The sequence below is a fragment of the Labrys sp. Lb11 genome (genome assembly GCF_057554225.1).
In genome coordinates, this window is sequence record NZ_BAAJOT010000002.1 from 467,725 (window position 1) to 480,099 (window position 12,375).

General features: G+C 71.0%; 15 protein-coding genes. 5 read left to right on the plus strand and 10 right to left on the minus strand.

Translation table 11 applies throughout. The features are described 5' to 3' along the window. Positions 1-98 precede the first annotated feature (98 nt). Positions 99-647: an ActR/PrrA/RegA family redox response regulator transcription factor gene (locus AC27L4_RS07335; protein WP_487141431.1), complete on the plus strand. Its 549-nt coding sequence runs from the start codon at positions 99-101 to the stop codon at positions 645-647. A 16-nt stretch (positions 648-663) separates the two neighbouring features. On the opposite strand, the gene AC27L4_RS07340 is transcribed toward AC27L4_RS07335, so the two are convergent. Beyond that, positions 664-1,392, minus strand: coding sequence for a hypothetical protein (locus tag AC27L4_RS07340; protein WP_487141432.1), 729 nt, complete (start codon positions 1,390-1,392; stop codon positions 664-666). Next, complete coding sequence (locus AC27L4_RS07345; protein WP_487141433.1) at positions 1,392-2,885, minus strand: ATPase; 1,494 nt, start codon at positions 2,883-2,885, stop codon at positions 1,392-1,394. The genes AC27L4_RS07340 and AC27L4_RS07345 overlap by 1 nt, the downstream gene beginning before the upstream one ends. A 411-nt stretch (positions 2,886-3,296) precedes the next feature. On the opposite strand from AC27L4_RS07345, the gene AC27L4_RS07350 reads away from it, so the two are divergent. Genes AC27L4_RS07350 through AC27L4_RS07360 form a run of 3 tightly spaced genes read left to right on the plus strand, consistent with a single transcriptional unit; the run spans position 3,297 to position 5,932 of the window. Then, complete coding sequence (locus AC27L4_RS07350; RefSeq protein ID WP_487141434.1) at positions 3,297-3,911, plus strand: Spy/CpxP family protein refolding chaperone; 615 nt, start codon at positions 3,297-3,299, stop codon at positions 3,909-3,911. Between the two features lie 31 nt (positions 3,912-3,942). Next, positions 3,943-4,644: a response regulator gene (locus tag AC27L4_RS07355; protein WP_487141435.1), complete on the plus strand. Its 702-nt coding sequence runs from the start codon at positions 3,943-3,945 to the stop codon at positions 4,642-4,644. A gap of 31 nt (positions 4,645-4,675) precedes the next feature. Further along, entirely contained in the window at positions 4,676-5,932 is a 1,257-nt protein-coding gene (locus tag AC27L4_RS07360; RefSeq protein WP_487141436.1) for a sensor histidine kinase, read from the plus strand. A gap of 3 nt (positions 5,933-5,935) precedes the next feature. Here AC27L4_RS07360 and AC27L4_RS07365 read toward each other — a convergent pair whose 3' ends face one another. The 6 genes from AC27L4_RS07365 to AC27L4_RS07390 all read right to left on the minus strand — a co-directional run bounded on the left by AC27L4_RS07365 (position 5,936) and on the right by AC27L4_RS07390 (position 10,324). Then, positions 5,936-6,832, minus strand: a complete 897-nt coding sequence (locus AC27L4_RS07365) for a transglutaminase family protein (protein WP_487141437.1) — start codon at positions 6,830-6,832, stop codon at positions 5,936-5,938. Between the two features lie 13 nt (positions 6,833-6,845). After that, on the minus strand, positions 6,846-7,211 hold the full coding sequence (locus tag AC27L4_RS07370) for a hypothetical protein (RefSeq protein ID WP_487141438.1): 366 nt from the start codon (positions 7,209-7,211) through the stop codon (positions 6,846-6,848). A 128-nt stretch (positions 7,212-7,339) separates the two neighbouring features. Further along, on the minus strand, positions 7,340-7,615 hold the full coding sequence (locus AC27L4_RS07375; RefSeq protein ID WP_487141439.1) for a hypothetical protein: 276 nt from the start codon (positions 7,613-7,615) through the stop codon (positions 7,340-7,342). A gap of 78 nt (positions 7,616-7,693) precedes the next feature. Further along, complete coding sequence (locus tag AC27L4_RS07380) at positions 7,694-9,367, minus strand: sensor histidine kinase (RefSeq protein WP_487141440.1); 1,674 nt, start codon at positions 9,365-9,367, stop codon at positions 7,694-7,696. 175 nt (positions 9,368-9,542) lie between these two features. Next, positions 9,543-10,103 (minus strand): sigma-70 family RNA polymerase sigma factor, encoded by a 561-nt coding sequence (locus AC27L4_RS07385; protein ID WP_487141441.1) that lies wholly within the window; start codon positions 10,101-10,103, stop codon positions 9,543-9,545. Beyond that, positions 10,100-10,324, minus strand: a complete 225-nt coding sequence (locus AC27L4_RS07390; protein WP_487141442.1) for a NepR family anti-sigma factor — start codon at positions 10,322-10,324, stop codon at positions 10,100-10,102. Before AC27L4_RS07390 ends, AC27L4_RS07385 begins: the two co-directional genes overlap by 4 nt. Positions 10,325-10,698: 374 nt before the next feature. On the opposite strand from AC27L4_RS07390, the gene AC27L4_RS07395 reads away from it, so the two are divergent. Then, positions 10,699-11,487: a response regulator gene (locus AC27L4_RS07395; RefSeq protein ID WP_487141443.1), complete on the plus strand. Its 789-nt coding sequence runs from the start codon at positions 10,699-10,701 to the stop codon at positions 11,485-11,487. Between the two features lie 87 nt (positions 11,488-11,574). Here AC27L4_RS07395 and AC27L4_RS07400 read toward each other — a convergent pair whose 3' ends face one another. Both AC27L4_RS07400 and AC27L4_RS07405 read right to left on the minus strand, forming a co-directional pair. Beyond that, a complete protein-coding gene (locus tag AC27L4_RS07400) occupies positions 11,575-11,958 on the minus strand; it encodes a hypothetical protein (RefSeq protein ID WP_487141444.1) in 384 nt (127 codons plus the stop codon). A gap of 31 nt (positions 11,959-11,989) precedes the next feature. Continuing rightward, on the minus strand, positions 11,990-12,373 hold the full coding sequence (locus AC27L4_RS07405) for a hypothetical protein (RefSeq protein WP_487141445.1): 384 nt from the start codon (positions 12,371-12,373) through the stop codon (positions 11,990-11,992). Between the last annotated feature and the right edge of the window lie 2 nt (positions 12,374-12,375).

Here is a 12,375-nt window from a genome sequence, read left to right on the forward strand (position 1 = left end):
GTGAGACCTTGCGCCGCCGGGTGCTTCAGTGATCCGCCCGCCCTCGACCCGGAGCAATCCGGCCCATGCTTCGCCTCCGGCGATGGAGTTCCCGCGTCATGACCCCTGCCGCACCGATTTCGCCCGACCCGTCCCTGCTGATCGTCGACGACGACAAGGCCTTCCTGCAGAGACTGGCCCGCGCCATGGAGACCCGGGGCTACGCCGTCACCACGGCCGACAGCGTCGCCGAGGGCATCGCCAAGGTCGAGGAGGCCGCTCCCGCCTTCGCGGTCATCGACATGAAGCTGGCCGACGGTTCCGGCCTCGACGTGATCTCCCGGCTGAAGACCAAGCGTCCCGACGCCCGCGGCGTCATCCTCACCGGTTACGGCAACATCGCCACCGCGGTCACGGCGGTGAAGCTCGGCGCCTTCGACTACCTGGCCAAGCCCGCGGACGCCGACGAGATCCATGCCGCCCTGATGGCCGAGTCCGGCCACAAGCCGGACCTGCCGGAAAATCCGATGTCGGCCGACCGGGTGCGCTGGGAGCATATCCAGCGGGTCTACGAGCTGTGCGGCCGCAACGTCTCGGAGACGGCCCGGCGCCTGGCGATGCACCGGCGCACCCTGCAGCGCATTCTCGCCAAGCGCGCCCCGCGATAGCCGGGCGCCGGCCCCGTCACAGCGCCGTCCGCGTCGCTCCACCGTCGAACCACACGCATTGCCGGCCGGCGAGCCTGATATCGAAGGCGCCGAGCGCAGCCGGCGCCGAGGCCGTGGTCAGGATGCCGTTCTGCGCGAGGTCGAAGCGCAGCGAGGTCCCGTCCGTGCCCGCGTCCTCGCCGAAGTAGCAGAACTGCGTCGACGGTGCCGGCTGGTCGCTCGACGAGAACACCCAGCCGGTGACGACGACCCCGGTGCCGAACTTCACCGTCTTGAAGATCGTGAAGGTCGTCGCGACGTCCGGGCCGCGCGATGCCTTCGGCGGCGTCAGCTGCTCCGACACCGGCCTGGGCACGTCGACGGGCTTGCCGCCTTCCACCCTGACCGTCGCGCCGGGATCGAGCTGGACCATGGCCGGCTGGTCGAGCGTCACCTTGCCGTCCTCCATGCGGATGCTGGCGCCCCGGGTGTCCAGCGCGACCTCACCGGTGGCCTTGAAGGTGGTGTCGCGCAGGGCCCGGGTGATCGCCTCGGCGATGCGGTCGGCCGAGGTGGTGCCGTCGGTGACATAGGAATAGCCGAACAGGGCGGCCCCGATGCCGATGCCGGCGAGGCAGAGGCCGCCGCCGACGCCGAGCGCCCTCCAGAAGGTCGCATTGGCGGTGATCTGACGGGAGTCGGCCTTGAGCCGGCCCTGGATCGCCGATGCCAGGGCACGGTTCTCGGGCGTTGCGGGGACTTCCATCACGCGTCTCCAGCCATCCTGCGCGTCTTCGCCTGGGCCGGTTCGCCCTCGTGCCCGGCGAGCGGATGCACATGCGGCGGGAGCGGGATGATCACCGCATCGGCATGGGCGTTGCCGGGCGGCCGGATGTCCGCCTCGTCCGGCTTGCCGTCGTCGGCCGGGTCCGCCGCGGCTTCCGCAGGAGCCTCGGCAGCAGGCTCGACCGCGGCGGCGGCGGGAGCCTCCGCCGTGTCGGCGGCGCCGGCCGGCGCCGCAGCTTCGGCGGGTTCCGCCGCCGTGGCGGAGGCGGGCGCTTCAGCCGCGGCGGCGACCGGATCCTGCGGCTCCGGCTCGGCCGTCGCAGCCGGCGCGTCGGGCTTGGACTGCTCCGGCTCGCCCGCCGCCGCCACCTTGGCGGCGATCGCCTCGATCATCGCAGCGGGCGGCGGCAGCTTGGCGGCCGCTTCCATCATCTGCACCACCCGCTGCTCCGAGGCCGCGGCGGCGCGGGCCATGACCTCGTTGGCGAAGGGGCCGATCAGGCTTTCCATGGCGCCGTCGGGAATGGTCACGGTGCCGAGGGTCTTGATCCGCCGCACGGCGGTCATGGCCAGCAGCGTCGCCGCCAGCGACACGAAGATCGCCGGCAGGAACACGAACAGGCGCAGGAAGGTGTGGATCTGGCCGTCGGTGATGTCGGTCGGGTCGACGCCGAAGGCCATGGCGGTGAAGGAATGGAGCTGGGAGTTCATCACCGCCTTGCGGTGCGCCAGCTCCGCCGCAGTGACGGCCTTGTCCGTCGCCTCCGGATCGAGGGCGCCGCGCCCGGCCCGCGCGTCGTCGAGCGCCTTGGCGGCGGCGTCGCGGTCGGCCTGCGCCTTCTCCAGGCTCGCCGCCAGGACCGGCGCGCGCTGGTCCTTGGAGCAGATCTGGCTCTTGACCGTGCGGCCGTGCTTGTCGGTCCGCTGGAACGGCGAGCATGTCGGCGGCGGGAGCTGGCCGATCTGCTCGTTGACGGTCTTGACCCGCGCCTCCGCCTCGCTGAGCTGGGCCTGGTTCTGGTCGACGATCTTCTGGGCGGCGGCGATCTTCGCTCCCAGCGACTCCTGATCGTTCCGGGCGGCGACCAGGCCCTGCTTGGCCTGCACCACGTCGATCAGGCGCGGGCGGAACATGATCTCGCCGAGCTGGGACATGGACTTGACGGTCACGCCGGCGGCGCACAGCACGCCGATCAGCGCCACGACCTTCCAGATCACGTTGGGCTGGGTCCGCACCGCCAGGGCGAGCGGCACGCGGGCGAGTTCGATGATGGCATAGCCGATCGGGGCCAGCATCATCATCCTGATCTCGATGTCGTTGTGACCGTACTGCAGGGCGAAGAGATAGGCGCCGTACAGGCTCGCGGCGATCACGAAGCCCTCGGCCATGAAGGCCAGGCCAAGCTGCTTGTAGCTGATGGCGTAGCCGCGTTCCCTGTCCCGCTCCTCGGCCGTCTGCCGTCTTGCCGACAAAACTCGTTCCTTGTCGTCCATCACTTCCTCGCCATCATCGGCGGCTCCGCACCGCCGTCCGGCGCAACGCCGCCGCCGGGCGAAGGCACCGGTCGGTGGCGGAACGATCCGGGGCTCCCCAGCGAGAGTTCATGCAGACACTGCATACAGAAAACAATTGAGGAACAAAAGCTGTCCGCCCGGTTTTTCCTCCCGCGATACTTCGCCTCGGGGCCTTGCGGCCGGAACACCGCTCCGGCTTCTCCGCCGTTCCGGCGAAGGCCGGCCGTCGCCGCAGCGGCACGGCGGGGCGGCGGCGAGGCCAGGTGAAGCGCTTCATCTTTCTTTACATTCGCCCGGATTTCCCGAAACCTCGTCATCCTAGTCTCCCTTCAACGCAGCGCTGCGGCGCCGCCGATGCAGGAGACCACCATGACCGAGATGAACCAATCCCAGACCTCCCCCGCCCCCGCCATTCCCGCCAGGACACGACGCCTCGGCCTGGGGCGCACCGCCCTCGTCGGCGGCGCGCTGGTCCTTGGCGTGGCGCTGGGCGCCGGCGGCCTTGCCGCCGCCGCGTCCAGCCAGATGGGCGGCTGGCACGGCGGCCCGCGCCTCGAACGTATCCAGGCCATCGTGCTGCGGGCGCTCGACTCGGTTGGCGCCACGTCCGACCAGGAAACCAAGATCCACGACATCGTCGCCCGCAGCTTCGACCAGGTCGCCCCCGATCGCGAGAGCCGCATGGCCATGCGCAAGCAGGCGCTGGAGCTGCTGAAGGCGCCGACCATCGACCGGGCCGCCGTGGAGAAGCTGCGCGCAGACCAGGTCGCGGCCTTCGACGCCCGCTCGAAGGTTCTCGTCGGCGCGGTGCTGGATGCCGCGGACGTGCTGACGCCGGACCAGCGCGTCAAGCTCGCCGACCGGATCGAGCAGTGGAAGCCGCGCGGTCCGTGGGGCGGACACCGCGGATCGTGGAGCGAGCGCCGCGGCCACGACATGCGGCCCGACAGCGGCCCCGGCCCCGACGCGCCGGACGAGAACTGAGGATCGCAGTTGCAGGCATGACGGGGGCACCATGGTTGAACGGCTTCTGATCGTCGATGACGACGCGCGGCTCGCCGCCATGGTGTCCGACTATCTGGCGGCGGCCGGCTTCACGGTCGACCGCCGCCTGACCGGCGCCGAGGGCATTGCGGCGATCGACCGCGGCGCCTTCGACGCCGTCATCCTCGACGTGATGCTGCCCGACATCGACGGTTTCGAGGTCTGCCGCCTGCTGCGCGCCAAGTCCGACGTGCCGGTGCTGATGCTGACCGCGCGCGGCGACGACACCGACCGCATCGTCGGGCTCGAGATCGGCGCCGACGACTACCTGCCCAAGCCATTCAATCCACGCGAGCTGCTGGCGCGCCTGCGCGCCATCCTGCGCCGCCGCGGCACCGCCGCGCCCCAGGACGAGGCCGGCACGATGCGCTTCGGCCGCCTCGAGATCGACCGCGGCTCGCGCCAGGTGCGCGTCGACGGCGAGGAGAGGTCCCTGACCAGCCACCAGTTCGACCTCCTGGCGGCGCTTGCCGACAATGCCGGCCGCGTGCTGAACCGCGAGCGGCTGATGGACCTGGTCAAGGGCGAGGAGCTTGACGCCTTCGACCGGTCGATCGACGTGCATATCTCGCGCATCCGCGCCGCGATCGAGGACGACCCCAAGCATCCCCGCCGCATCCTGACGGTGCGCGGCGCCGGCTATGTCTTCGCCCGGCGCCAGGACGGCGAATGAGCACGGAGAACACCGGGGAGAGCCGCGAGCCATGATGCTCGTCCACCAGCGCCTGTTCTGGAAGGTTTACCTGACGCTGCTGGCCAGCCTCGTCAGCGTCGCCATGCTGATGGGCTGGCTGTGGTGGCTGACCGGCGACAGCATCAACGAGCGCCGCGGCGATTTTCGCATCCAGCTCACCGACATGCTCCTGCCCGGGGCCGACGCACCGCCCGGCGCGCTGGCCGAGGCCCTGGAAAAGCTCAGCAGGGCCGTCGACGCCGACGTCTCGATCTACGACAAGGCCGGCAAGCTGGCGGGATCGCGCGGCGAGCCGGTGATGCTGCCCGGCGAGGACGACGAGCAGCGCGGCCGCTGGCAGTACCGCATCATGCGGGTCGACCTGCCCGACGGCCGCACGGTGATGGCGCGCATGCGGCCACCGCACAAGCGCGGCCTGCGCATCCTGACGCTGATGGCGATCGTGGCCGGCGGCGTCGGGCTGGCGGCCTTCCCGGTCACGGCCCGGCTGACGCGGCGGCTCGAGGCTTTGCGGGCCGGCGCCGCCGCCTGGGGCGACGGCCGCCTGTCGACGCGCGTTCCCGAAACCGGCAGCGACGAGGTGGCGGTGGTGGCGCGCACCTTCAACGCCGCGGCGGCGCGGGTGGAAGGCCTGATCGCCGCCCAGAAGGGACTGCTCGCCAATGCCAGCCACGAGCTGCGCTCGCCGCTGGCGCGCATGCGCATGGCGGTGGAGATGTTCTCCGATCACCCCGTCCCGTCCGTGCGCGAGGAGATCACCCGCAACCTCGCCGAGATCGACCAGCTGGTCGAGGAGATCCTGCTGGCGAGCCGCCTGGACCATCCCGGGGTGCCGCCCGGCCCGGCCACGTCCATCGACCTGCTCGGCCTCGCTGCCGAGGAGGCCGCCCACGTGGATGCCGCCGCCTTCGGCACGCCGGTGGAAATCACCGGCGACGCCACCCTGCTGCGCCGCATGATCCGCAACCTCCTGGAGAACGCCGCCAAGCATGGCGGTGCGCCGATCCAGATCATCGTCGAGCCGGCCGGAGGCGGTGCCCGCATCAGCGTCGCCGATCAGGGGCCCGGCATTCCCGAGGGCGAGCGCGAGCGGGTGTTCGAGCCGTTCTACCGGCCGGCGGGGCGCAGCGAGTCGGCCGGCGGCTGGGGCCTCGGGCTGTCGCTGGTGCGCCAGATCGCGCTGCGGCATGGCGGCCGGGTGGCCTGCACGGCCCGCACCGGCGGCGGCACGCTGTTCACCGTCGAGCTGCCGCCGGCCGGAGCCTGACCCTCATGCCGCCGAGGCGGCGGACGGCGCCGGCCCGGCGCTCGCCACCGTCACGCCGACCCACAGGCCGACGAAGGCGCCGGGCGTGCCGACGAACGAGCCTTCGATCGGGCTGGCCTGGTGTTGTTCCCGGGTCGTGGCGACGCGGATCAGGCGATCCGAGGCGATCAGCCCGTTGGTCGGGTCGAACTCGATCCAGCCGGCTCCCGGCAGGAACACGTCCGCCCAGGCATGGGTCGCTCCGGCGCCCTGCAGGCCGGCGCCGCCCGGCGCCGGCGGGTCGAACAGGTAGCCGGAGACGAACCGGGCGCCGAATCCCAGCCGCCGGGCCACGGCGATGAAGAGGGCGGCGAAGTCGCGGCAGGCGCCACGGCGCAGGCGGAAGGTCTCGGCGGCGCCGCGCATGGTCTCCTCGTAGCGCGGCTCGTAGGCGAAGCCGGCATGGATGTCACGGCACAGCCCCTCCAGCAACGCCATGGCGCCGCCGGGATGGCGGGCCGGCGCCGCGCTCGCCCAGGCCTCGAGGTCGGGCGGGAACGGCTCCCCCGCCCCGCCGAGGCAGGCGCCGAGGTCGGCCCGTTCGTCGAGCGAATAGGGCACGGGGTAGGGCACGTCCGCGCCGGTGACGAACTCGGGCCCGGCCGAGGGGTAGCGCTCGAGTTCCAGCCGGCTCTCGATCGACAATTCGTCGGCGGCCCCCTCGAACCGCGCGGTGCAGACCACGTTGCCGAACACGTCGTAGGTCCAACCCAGTTCCGCCGGCAGCGACGTGGTCAGGGTCGCGCTGGTCAGCTTCATCTCGTGGCTGTCGCGCGGCCGCAGCATCAAGCGATGCGGCCCGAACGCCACCGCCTCGGCGTAGCGGTAGGTCGTCCGATGGGTCACGATCAGGCGCTTCACGCCGGTCTCCGGCTCAGCCTCGGTCGAGCGAGGCCACGGCGTCGGCCACCTCTGGCTCGGCGCGGGCCGGGCGCCCTCCGGCGCCCTCGCGGATATGCGAGCCGGCATAGGGCGCGATCGCGGCATGGCGGATGGTGCCGCCGAGCGCGCCGAGGGCGGCGATGATCGCTGCCTCCTCGCCCGTGTCGGCGGCCAGCACCAGGATGCTCGCCCGCTCCCCGTCCGGCCCTTCATGGTCGTCGGCCTGCGCCGGCGCGGCGTCGAGGATGGTCAGGCCGGTGCTCCGCTCCCGGCCGGCCCGCTGCAGGCGGCGCGCCTCCGCCAGGCCGCGCTCCGCCTCGGCCCGGCTCTGGTAGTCGATGGCAAAGAAGATGTTCATGGGCGTCCTCTCCGAACCTGACCCGCACCTCCACAGCCGACGACCGGCGGGGACCTTCGCCGATCCGGCGGGAGCCGCCCGGCAAGCGGGCCCCCGGTGCTGCAGCCGCCCACCCGGTCCGGCCGGCGTCAGCGCAGCGCCGCGACCCGCAGCGCCGGCGAGGCCGGCTCGCCCGTCGGCGCCACCGCGTCGATCACGATGCGCCCGTCGACCTCGCGCGATACCACCAGATTGCCGTTGCGGGCCTCGCGCATGATCGCGGCCATCACCATGTCGTTGCTCCGTGCGGCCTGACGGGCTGCTTCGGGCTGCCGGGCGCCGTGATCCGCCACGGCGGCGCCGGCGACGACGACAGCGGCGGCACAACAGGCGGCAAAACGTCGAAGCATCGGTCGGGTCATCATCGAGACCTCCATCCCCTAGCTCGTTGCAGCGGTGTGCACGCCGGAATTACGCGCGGAAGCGCCAAAGGTTCCCGGCGGTCAGGCGTGGAGCCCCGGCATCCTGCCGCCGCCGATCGTCGGAAACGGCGCCTCGATGCGGGTGCGGCCCGGGATCGCCTCGTCGAGCGTGGCATGGAGCTGGCGCAGATAGGCCTGGACGAACCGGCGCGAGAGATGGTGCGGCAGGTGTCCGGAGAGGCGCTCCGTTTCCTCGCTGCCGGCGATGTCGAGCCTGAGCGTCTTCGGCGTCGCCGCCAGGGCGATGCTCACGATGGCGCCGCCATGCACCGCGGCATCGGCATAGGCCGGCAGGATCTCGGCCAGCAGCATGGCGATCGACACTGCGGTGTCGAGGTCGATCTCAAGCTCGTCGCCGGTGAAGTCGTAGACGAATTGGGCCTGGCCGCCTTCGGCGCCGCTCTGCAGGCGATGCGACACGTCGCGCACCACCTGGCCGATCGGCACATGACCGACCTCGGACATGGCATAGGAGGCCCGATAGGCGGCCGAGAGCGCATTGATACGGTCTTCCGGGAAGCGCAGGATGGCACGGTCGTCGGCCGCCAGATCCCGTTTCTGCAGCGCCAGGAGCGAACCGATCACCTGCAGATTGTTCTTCACGCGATGATGGATCTCGCGGATATAGCTGTTGCGCGCCGCCAGGGCCTGCTCCAGGTCGCGGGTGCGTTCCGCCATGCCGTCGGCCAGGGCATCGAAGGCGCCGGCCAGCTCTGCGAACTCGCGGGGGGCCGTGGCGGCGTCACCGATGCGACGGGTCAGGTCGCCGGCCGAATAGGCGCGCGTCGCCTTGAGCAGGCCCGACACCCAGCGCAGCACGCTGCCGTGCAGGCCGATCCAGATGGCGAAGGCCGCGACCAGGATCATCACCACCGGCGCCAGCGCCGTCACGGAGAACTGGCGCAGCGGCGCGCCCAGGACATCGCTTTCGCGCTGGGCGGTCAGCAGCCACAGCTCGGCAGAGGGCAGTTTCGCGACGGTGTAGATCGAGGCCCGGCCCTCGGCGGAGGGCCTGGAGACGATGTGCGGCTGCTCCTGCCCGGTCAGCGGCTCGGCCGGCCAGATCGGCTCCCCTTCCCTGCCCGCAGGGGTGACGAGGATGCGGCCGCTGCGGTCGGCGAGCGCGGCGACGCTGGAGCGGGCGCTGCGGAAATCGTCGAGCACGTCGGCGATGCCGGCATTGTCGACGGCCAGCACCACCGCGACGCCGGGCGCCGCCGCCTCGATCCCCGTCGCCGCCACGGCGAGCGACAGGCGGCCGTCCGGCAGCACCACCATGGAGACGATGGGCGTGTCGTCGCGGATCATCTTGAGGTCGATATGGCTGATCGCCTCCGCCATCGCGACGGTGCCCGGCTTGCGGAACTCGCACCAGACGGCACCGTCCTTCAGCACGGCGATCCCCGAATAGCTGCGGTAGCGCCCGAGCATGGCGGCCGCGTCGCGCTTGCAGCCGACCTCGTCCTCGACGGCGAACCGGCTGAAGGAAGCGAGCGTCGCGGCGGTCCGCGTCGTGCCGAGCACCAGCGCGTCGAGGCGGGACAGCAGGAAGTCGGCGTTGCGCTCCAACGTGCCGAACTGGCTGCGCCGGGCCGAGTCGTAGAACTGATAGGCGAACATGCAAACGACGATCGCCGCGGGCACGACCGCGGCGATCATGATCAGGAGGATGCGCGATCGGAGGGACGCTGGCACTGGTGCCCCTGGGGCCTGTCGTCAGTTGCGGATTCGGGCGGGGTGGAGAGCGCCGAAGCACCGCCCGCCCCTGAACAGCCCCGGGAGCCGGACGGCTCGAAGGATTTTCCCTCCCGCCATGACCACCCCCCGCCTGCGTTCCAGCCCCCCGGGCCGACAGCGCGCCGAAGCCGCGCTACAGGCCCGCCCCCGTATGCGGCGGCGCCGTGGCCGCGAGCGTCGCCCGGTCCGGCCCGATCTCGGAAACCTCGCCGATCGCCAGCAGGGCGGCGAGGCGAGCCCGCGCCCGGTTGAGACGGCTCTTGATGGTGCCGACCGCGACGCCGCAGATCTCGGCGGCTTCCTCGTAGGAAAAGCCCGACGCGCCGACCAGCGTCAGCACCTCGCGCTGATCCGGCGGCAGGCGCGCCAGCGCGTTCTGGAAATCGGCCATGTCGAGGTGCCCGGACTGCTCGCCCGCCACGGCGATGGCGGCGGCGTGCTTGCCGTCGATATCCTCGACCTCGCGCCGCTTGCGTCTGAGCTCGGTAAAATAGGCGTTGCGCAGGATGGTGAACAGCCAGGCGCGCATGTTCGAGCCGTCGATGAAGCTCTCATGCGCGGCCCAGGCTTTCAGCAGCGTTTCCTGCACCAGGTCATCCGCCCGGTCGCTCTTGCCGGCGAGGGACAATGCGAAGGCCCTCATGTTCGGAATTTCGGCGAGCAGGGCTTCGCGAAAACTCCGGGACTGACTCATTCCACCACCCTTTCCGAGGAAGCCGCCTGGCCGGCGTCCGCAGTTCCGCCGTCGAGCTGGGCCAGGAGATCCTTGAACCGCTCCGGCACGGGCTGGTTGACGACGTCGTCGTAGAGCGCCTTCAGTTTCTCGCCGATCTTGGCTTGGGCATCCCGGGGAAGGGCCGGAGCCCGTCTGGTCGGCGCGGCTCTCGGCAGCGTCTTCAGGTTTTGATCAACCATTCTTGTCTCCAGTCAACGCTACCTTGCCCGCCGGATCCTCATCCGCCGGACATTACCGCAACGGCCCTTGCGTCCGACTTGCACCCGCACGCCCGATCCCTGCCGGATCCGCGGCCCGCACGTGATGGTTGCCCGCAATCCTGCACGATCCCGACAATCTGGACTGCCAACGCCGGCCGGGAACCGGAAGTTCCCATGTGATGTCGTGCCCAATCCCGTCGAAAGCCGCAACGGCCTCGTCCGACGATTGTTCCGGACGGTCCGGAACTTTTTTCTGAAGGTTGCGTTGGAGAAGGAGTTCCACCCATCGGTAGGGACATGCGGCCGCGCGGGATCATCCCGCCTTCCGGGACGTCCACGGAGAAAGAAGAACCATGTCGATGACCGACCTGATCGGCCCCCACCTGCCCTATCTCCGCCGTTTTGCCCGCGCCCTCAGCGGCAGCCAGGAAGGGGGCGATGCCTATGTCGCGGCCGCCCTGGAGACGCTGGTGGCCGACCGCCTGGCCCTCAGGACCGACATCGACGCCAGGCCGGCGCTCTACCAACTGTTCCTGTCGATCTGGAACGGCGCGCCGATCAACGGCCAGCCGCCGATCCGGCTCGAGGCCGACACCAAGCTGGAGAACCTGACGCCGCGCTCGCGCCAGGCCTTCCTGCTCACCAGCGTCGAAGGCTTTTCCCACGCCGATGCGGCCCTTGTGATGGACGTCACGCCGGAAGCCTTCGCCGAGCTGATCGACCGGGCCGCGCGCGAGATCGCCGAGCAGGTGCTCACCGACGTGCTGATCATCGAGGACGAGCCGATCATCGCCATGGACCTGGAAGCGCTGGTGGAAGGGCTCGGCCACAACGTCACCGACGTGGCGCGCACCCGCGGCGAGGCGGTGAAGGCGGTGGCGCGGACCCGGCCCGGCCTGGTGCTGGCCGACATCCAGCTCGCCGACGGCAGTTCCGGCCTCGACGCCGTCAACGACATCCTCGGCAATGTCGAGGTGCCGGTGATCTTCATCACAGCCTATCCCGAGCGCCTGCTCACCGGCGCCAAGCCGGAACCGACCTTCCTGATCACCAAGCCGTTCCAGGCCAACACGCTGAAGGCCGTGATCAGCCAGGCCCTGTTCTTCGACCAGAAGTCGGCCCGTATCGTCGACGCGGCCTGAGAGCCTGCTCCCGAAAGCCGTCGCGTCAGGCTCTGGGCGAGGATCGCCGGCCGCGCCCATCCACGCCCCGGCCTTCGCTGGTGAAGGTCATCGGCGCGTCGCCAGGAAGCCCGCGGCGAGGATGGAGAGAGCCAGCAGGGCCGGTGACCGCTTGACGAGGCCGGCCGCAGCCGGAAGTCCGGCCGCCGCGACCGGCGCAGCCGCCGCCAGCAACGCCGCCCGGCGCCGGGCCTGGCGCATCTTGAAGACCGCGATGCCGGCGCAGACCAGCGCTGCCGCCGCCACGCCCAAGGCGATCAGCGAGGCCGCCTGCACCTCGCCCCAGGCCGGAGCGAGGGCGAAGAAGGCGGCGAGCAGGGCGAATTGCAAGGCGAGAAGCGCGAGCAGCGCCGCCGTCGCATAGAGCGCGAGCGCGGCTGCGACGCTTTTCACCGGCAGGCTGCGGCCGATCGCCGCCAGGATCCGCATCACCGGCCGCATCGATGTGCCCCCGCCATCCCCGTCATTTCGAGGACCGCGACAACAGTCCGAGGATCATGCCGACACCGAGCGCGACCGCCAGGGTCCGACCGGGGTTCTTGCGCACCTCCGCCGCCACCGCATCGAGCAGTTGCAGCGAGGCGTCCTTGGCCTTGTCGCCAGCCGCGGCGAGGCTTTCCATGGAATGGCCGGCGAGTTCCCCGGCCAGGCCGCTCGCCCGTGCCGCGGTCCTCTCGGCGCTCTCGGCCATTTTCGCGCCGATGCCTGCGCCGACCGCGGAGGACTTTGTGACCAGCTCCGAAACCGAGGTGGCGAGGGTCGCCAGTTCGGAACGCAGCGTTTCGATCTGCGCAGCAAGGTCACCGACATTCGCATCGTCCGTGACGAGGTCCAGTTTGCGGGTCATTC

Coding starts and splice junctions, on each gene's coding strand:
- AC27L4_RS07370 (WP_487141438.1), bottom strand. CDS start 7,211: ATGAACATCTTCTTTGCCATCGACTACCAGAGCCGGGCCGAGGCGGAG.
- AC27L4_RS07340 (WP_487141432.1), bottom strand. CDS start 1,392: ATGGAAGTCCCCGCAACGCCCGAGAACCGTGCCCTGGCATCGGCGATC.
- AC27L4_RS07385 (WP_487141441.1), bottom strand. CDS start 10,103: ATGAGTCAGTCCCGGAGTTTTCGCGAAGCCCTGCTCGCCGAAATTCCG.
- AC27L4_RS07350 (WP_487141434.1), top strand. CDS start 3,297: ATGACCGAGATGAACCAATCCCAGACCTCCCCCGCCCCCGCCATTCCC.
- AC27L4_RS07395 (WP_487141443.1), top strand. CDS start 10,699: ATGTCGATGACCGACCTGATCGGCCCCCACCTGCCCTATCTCCGCCGT.
- AC27L4_RS07405 (WP_487141445.1), bottom strand. CDS start 12,373: ATGACCCGCAAACTGGACCTCGTCACGGACGATGCGAATGTCGGTGAC.
- AC27L4_RS07375 (WP_487141439.1), bottom strand. CDS start 7,615: ATGATGACCCGACCGATGCTTCGACGTTTTGCCGCCTGTTGTGCCGCC.
- AC27L4_RS07390 (WP_487141442.1), bottom strand. CDS start 10,324: ATGGTTGATCAAAACCTGAAGACGCTGCCGAGAGCCGCGCCGACCAGA.
- AC27L4_RS07355 (WP_487141435.1), top strand. CDS start 3,943: ATGGTTGAACGGCTTCTGATCGTCGATGACGACGCGCGGCTCGCCGCC.
- AC27L4_RS07335 (WP_487141431.1), top strand. CDS start 99: ATGACCCCTGCCGCACCGATTTCGCCCGACCCGTCCCTGCTGATCGTC.
- AC27L4_RS07360 (WP_487141436.1), top strand. CDS start 4,676: ATGATGCTCGTCCACCAGCGCCTGTTCTGGAAGGTTTACCTGACGCTG.